Annotated in this window: 5 protein-coding genes; 1 reads left to right on the top strand and 4 read right to left on the bottom strand. The window is 39.2% G+C overall.

The features are described 5' to 3' along the window. Window positions 1–204 precede the first annotated feature (204 nt). The 4 genes from nfsA to queG form a co-directional block, all read right to left on the bottom strand. Window positions 205–954, bottom strand: coding sequence for an oxygen-insensitive NADPH nitroreductase (nfsA, locus tag ACI48O_RS22360; RefSeq protein ID WP_435564025.1), 750 nt, complete (start codon window positions 952–954; stop codon window positions 205–207). Window positions 955–1061: 107 nt separating this feature from the next. After that, window positions 1062–1544: a tRNA (uridine(34)/cytosine(34)/5-carboxymethylaminomethyluridine(34)-2'-O)-methyltransferase TrmL gene (trmL, locus tag ACI48O_RS22355; protein WP_435564024.1), complete on the bottom strand. Its 483-nt coding sequence runs from the start codon at window positions 1542–1544 to the stop codon at window positions 1062–1064. Between the two features lie 59 nt (window positions 1545–1603). Continuing rightward, window positions 1604–2485: an amidase domain-containing protein gene (locus ACI48O_RS22350; protein WP_435564023.1), complete on the bottom strand. Its 882-nt coding sequence runs from the start codon at window positions 2483–2485 to the stop codon at window positions 1604–1606. Between the two features lie 258 nt (window positions 2486–2743). Next, the gene (gene queG, locus ACI48O_RS22345; protein WP_435564022.1) at window positions 2744–3877 is read right to left on the bottom strand and encodes a tRNA epoxyqueuosine(34) reductase QueG; all 1134 of its coding nucleotides are present in this window, start codon (window positions 3875–3877) and stop codon (window positions 2744–2746) included. Between the two features lie 89 nt (window positions 3878–3966). Between queG and ACI48O_RS22340 the strand changes: the two genes are divergently transcribed. Beyond that, the gene (locus tag ACI48O_RS22340; protein WP_435564021.1) at window positions 3967–4638 is read left to right on the top strand and encodes a B3/B4 domain-containing protein; all 672 of its coding nucleotides are present in this window, start codon (window positions 3967–3969) and stop codon (window positions 4636–4638) included. Window positions 4639–4679 lie beyond the last annotated feature (41 nt).

The following is a 4679-nucleotide window of genomic DNA, read 5'->3' as shown; positions in this document are numbered from 1 at the left end:
CTCTAATTTGGTTTTTTGTTTTTCAACAATAAACATTCTTACCAAATTAACCTACGATTTTACGAGTAAGGAGCTAGTTTCGTTCATGATAACTCGGCGCCTTAGCGCCTGTGGGGTCTCCCGTGACACCTTCTCCCGCAGGAGTCTCGCACCTTCCTCTCCAATCAATAGAGTGCTCTAACAAGCCTTTCTTATTTTAAATATTTATTTCAAGTCCAGTTTATTTTCTTGAACAAATTCCTTCATATACATTCTTGATTGCTTTTCAAGCATATTGGCCATTTGCTCAGTCCAACGATCTTTTCGCTTTCCTTTTGTCCGCTCATGATAGTAATTCGAAATGACCTCGTTATATTTTTCTAAATCAGCAATCAATTTGCCTTCATCTTGTTCATATTCATTTTCAAAATAAACATTGCTCATCGGCAGACGAGGCTTTTTATCCGTGACTTTGGCTGGATAGCCAATCGCGATCCCAAACAACGGTAAAACCCGCTCCGGTGTTTTTAATAATTTTTTCACTTCCGATAAATGATTACGAATTCCGCCAATAAAGCAAATACCTAACCCCATAGACTCAGCCGCAAGTGCTGCATTTTGAGCAGCAAGTGAAGCATCTATCAACGCAACCATAAACTTTTCTGTGCTTTCAAGAGACGGAATGACATCCTTCTCTTCCATTTTTCCAGCTAGCTCGTGCCGAAATAAATCAGCACAGAAAACGAGAAAAATGCTATTTTCTGCTACATATGACTGATTACCAGATAGTTCAGCAAGCTTCTCCTTCTTCTCTATATCCGTAACGCCAATAATGGAATAAGCCTGTATGTAACTTGATGTTGAAGCACTTTGAGCGCTTGCAACAATCTGTTCAATTTGAGATTTCGTTAACGGCTTGTCCTCAAATTTTCGAATTGACCGATGATTTAACATTGTCTCAATTACCTGATTCATTCTTCCTTCCACCCCTTCACTTTTTTATTAAAGCAAAAGAAATAAAAAAAGCAAAACAACCCGACTTGGATTCGGATTACTTTGCTTCAGTTAAATAAGAATTATCTCTACTTCAGGTTTGGATAATCTTGCTGCCGAAGTGCTTCATAGATTAAGATTGCCGCAGTATTCGATAAGTTTAGTGAACGAACATTTTCAGTCATTGGAATCCTTAAACATTGATCCTTATTATTCTCAATTAAATCTTTTGGCAAGCCCGTTGTCTCTCGACCAAACATAAAGAAATAATTCTGATCCGGATCACTGTAATCAAAAGTCGTGTGCGGCTTTTCCCCAAACTTAGTCAAATAAAAGAACTTTCCGCCTTCATTCTTTTCAAAAAAATCATCTAAAGAATCGTAATAAACAATGTTTACAAACTCCCAATAATCTAATCCAGCTCTCTTTAGCATTTTATCATCGGTTGAAAAACCAAGGGGACGGATTAAATGTAGTGTCGTATTTGTCGCTGCACAAGTTCGTGCAATATTTCCTGTATTAGATGGTATTTCAGGTTGGTATAAAACCACATGCACTCCCACAATCTTCACCTCTAAAATTAAATCTACATGCTATTATACCACTCTCCATCCTTGTATCAAGAACGTTATCAGTCATCCACTATCGTGAAAAATTTATATTTAATATTTGGTGTATAGGCGGTCGAATCCTCATAGGCCCAATATCGCTGCCTGCTGTTATAAGTATGGGCATTAACTAAAGGCATCCCATTAGCATCCTTCCCTGTCACAATCGTATTATGATCAAAGCGGCCATTCCCTTGAAAATCATAACAAATAACATCTCCAAGCAAGAGCTGGTCCGGACTGCTCACTTCCCTTGCTCTTAACCCTGTTTTTGAATTAGCTAAATACACTTTAAGTGCATTAGCCACCGCCCAGCTAAAGCTATAGTTCTGCCCTCTTACCCACCAACCAAGCGTGCGGTTTGGATGTCCCCTCATTGGTGCTCCACCTTGGTTTAGACATTGTGAAATAAAATTGGTACAATCATTTTCGAATTTTATATAGGCCGGATTATAGCTGTTCCACCATCTTTCTGCATACTGAACTGCTTTTAACCGATTGTAGGAATAGGCTAAGCGGTACTCTGTATTCATAATATCTTCTTGTGAAAATGTCAGCCGAGATTCTTTATTTAAATCAAATTCAGGCAGGTCCAGTTCAACATCCTCAATAATTTGATTTCGATAAAAGACCGCTTTTCTTTTTTCAATTTCCTCTTCTATATACATAAGTCCTTTTTGTTGAATTAAGTATTGAAAATGAACCAAATAATAAACGTGTTCATTCTCTCCCTGCTCTTCTTTTTTTATAATGCGTCCGTCTGCTCTCGCCTTGGCGATCTCTGCATCCCTTCTTCCAAGGCTATCTATTTTCCGTTCAATTTTTTGGCACGGGTTCTTGCCGCGTTGCTGTTTGACACATTGCATAACCCTTCCCTCTAGAAGTTGTTGCAACTGCTCTCGCATCCAAACCTCTCCCTTCATAAACATAATTATGAAGGATTTATCAATTTATCCCGACGCCGCCTTTATTTTAAGGAGGAAGTTTGTGTTCTGTGAAAATAGTGCCTTAGAAAATTTATCGGCGGGATTTGTGGATTTATCGGCGGTTTTTAACGCTTTATCGGCGAAATTTTGATTTTTATCGGCGGTTTTTATCTATTTATCGGCGCAAGTGACTTTTTCCACATACCAAAGGCACCCCTAAAAAAAACAAGGACAGAACTAATCCATCCTTGTTTCCAGTACCTTATTGATTTCCTTCATCACTTCAGGATCGCGCTCTGTTTGTTTTGCTTTATTCAAAACATCAATAACCTGCTCTCCGCAAATTTTACCAAGCGCCCAAGCTGCCGTACCGCGCATGACTGGACGCGGGTCTTCCATTAATACCTGTATAAGTTCCGGTATCGCTGTATGATCCTTAAAATGAGCAAGGGCAATAATCGCATTGCGCTGAATTGGCTTTTTTCCACGCCAGGAACCGGATAACGAACCAAATTTTTCTTTAAAATCACGGTTACTTATCGTCAAAAGAGGTTTTAAAAGAGGTTTAACGACCTCTGGTTCTGCTTCCATTTCCGGATGAAAATGAAAATCTCTTCCCTTATTTTCTGGACAAGCAGTTTGACAGGAATCACACCCATAAATTCGATTGCCGATCTTGTCTCGAAACTCTTCAGGGACAACTCCTTTCGTTTGAGTTAAAAAAGCCACACAACGATTTGCATTGATTTGACCACCTTGAACCAGTGCACTTGTTGGACATGCATCAAGACATTTTGTACAGTCGCCGCAGCGGTCTTCAATCGGTTCGTCAGGCTCAAATGGGATATTGGTAATCATTTCACCAAGGTACACGAAAGAACCAAACTCCGGTGTGATAATCGAGCAGTTTTTTCCGCTCCAGCCTATCCCCGCTCGCTCGGCTACGGCACGGTCAACTAGCTCACCTGTATCAACCATTGATTTGCAAAGCGCATCAGGGAAACGTTCCATAATAAAAGACTCTAACTGTATCAAGTGCTCTTTTAAAACAATATGATAATCGGTTCCCCAAGAGGCGCGGGAAAAGATTCCTCGTCTTTCGCCTTCCTTACTTTGAACCCGGTTTTTCATTTTAGTAGGGTACGCTAATGCAATCGCAATAATCGAACGTGCTTCATTCATTAACAGGGAGGGATTGGTCCTTTTATCAAGATCAGGCTCTTCAAACCCGGATTGGTAACCCAATTCTCTTTGTCTTTCGAGGCGACTTTTTAATTCAGCAAAAGGTGATGCTGTTGTAAAGCCAATTTTATCAATACCAATTGACTTGCTGTAATCAATTAATTCCTGCTTAAAGGCTTGGACATTCATCCAACTCCCTCCTTTCGTTAAATCGTCTAATTAAGTAGATAATCTTATTTATGATAAACTATTTCTAATCAATTCTGGAGGTGAAATACTTGGAAATTCAACTTTCAGCTAATATCTGTTCCATCATACCAAATTTTAAGATTGGTGTTATTCATTATGATCAAATTGCCGTTGGTGAATCACCGCAAATGGTTAAAGGACGTTTACAGTTATTCCAAGAGTCCATTTACTTTGATTTATTAGATGGTAAAAGTGTTACAGAACTCGAAGGCATCCGGGAATGGCGTGAAATTTTTAAAAAGGCCGGCAAAGACCCCAATCGTTATCGTCATTCAGCGGAAGCCCTGTATAGAAGAGTTCAAAAGCAAAATTATTTGCAGCCGGTCCATAGCGCGATTGATTTAAATAACTTTTTTTCACTCGAATATCAAGTTCCGATTGGCATTTATGATGCTGAAAAAATTACTGGGGATGTTACAATTCGAATTGGAGGGGACAATGAGGTTTATCTTGGGCTCAATGGCCGGGAGAATTCAGTACATAACTTGATTATTTCTGCCGATGGTGAAGGTCCATTTGGTAGTCCGTTTGTTGATTCGGTAAGAACCTCTGTAACAACTGCTACAACTCATGCTTTGCAAATCGTTTACTTGCGCCCTTCTCTTGAAACAAAGAAAGCAAATGAACTAATTGAATCTCTAATGAAAATGTTCATACAAATTCATGGAGGAATAGCTTCATATAAAATATTAGGATGCTGAGAAGGCATCCTTTTATTATTGGATTTGTTAAACTGGCCTGT

This window comes from Neobacillus terrisolis, from assembly GCF_051233475.1.
Taxonomy (GTDB): Bacteria; Bacillota; Bacilli; order Bacillales; family Cytobacillaceae; genus Bacillus_BU.
Note: the sequence above shows the minus strand (reverse complement) of the source record. Positions and strands in the feature narration are given on the sequence as shown.

Bases quoted from the DNA above. Each gene is read 5' to 3' on its own strand.
- nfsA (WP_435564025.1), bottom strand. From the start codon at position 954: ATGAATCAGGTAATTGAGACAATGTTAAATCATCGGTCAATTCGAAAA.
- ACI48O_RS22350 (WP_435564023.1), bottom strand. From the start codon at position 2,485: ATGCGAGAGCAGTTGCAACAACTTCTAGAGGGAAGGGTTATGCAATGT.
- queG (WP_435564022.1), bottom strand. From the start codon at position 3,877: ATGAATGTCCAAGCCTTTAAGCAGGAATTAATTGATTACAGCAAGTCA.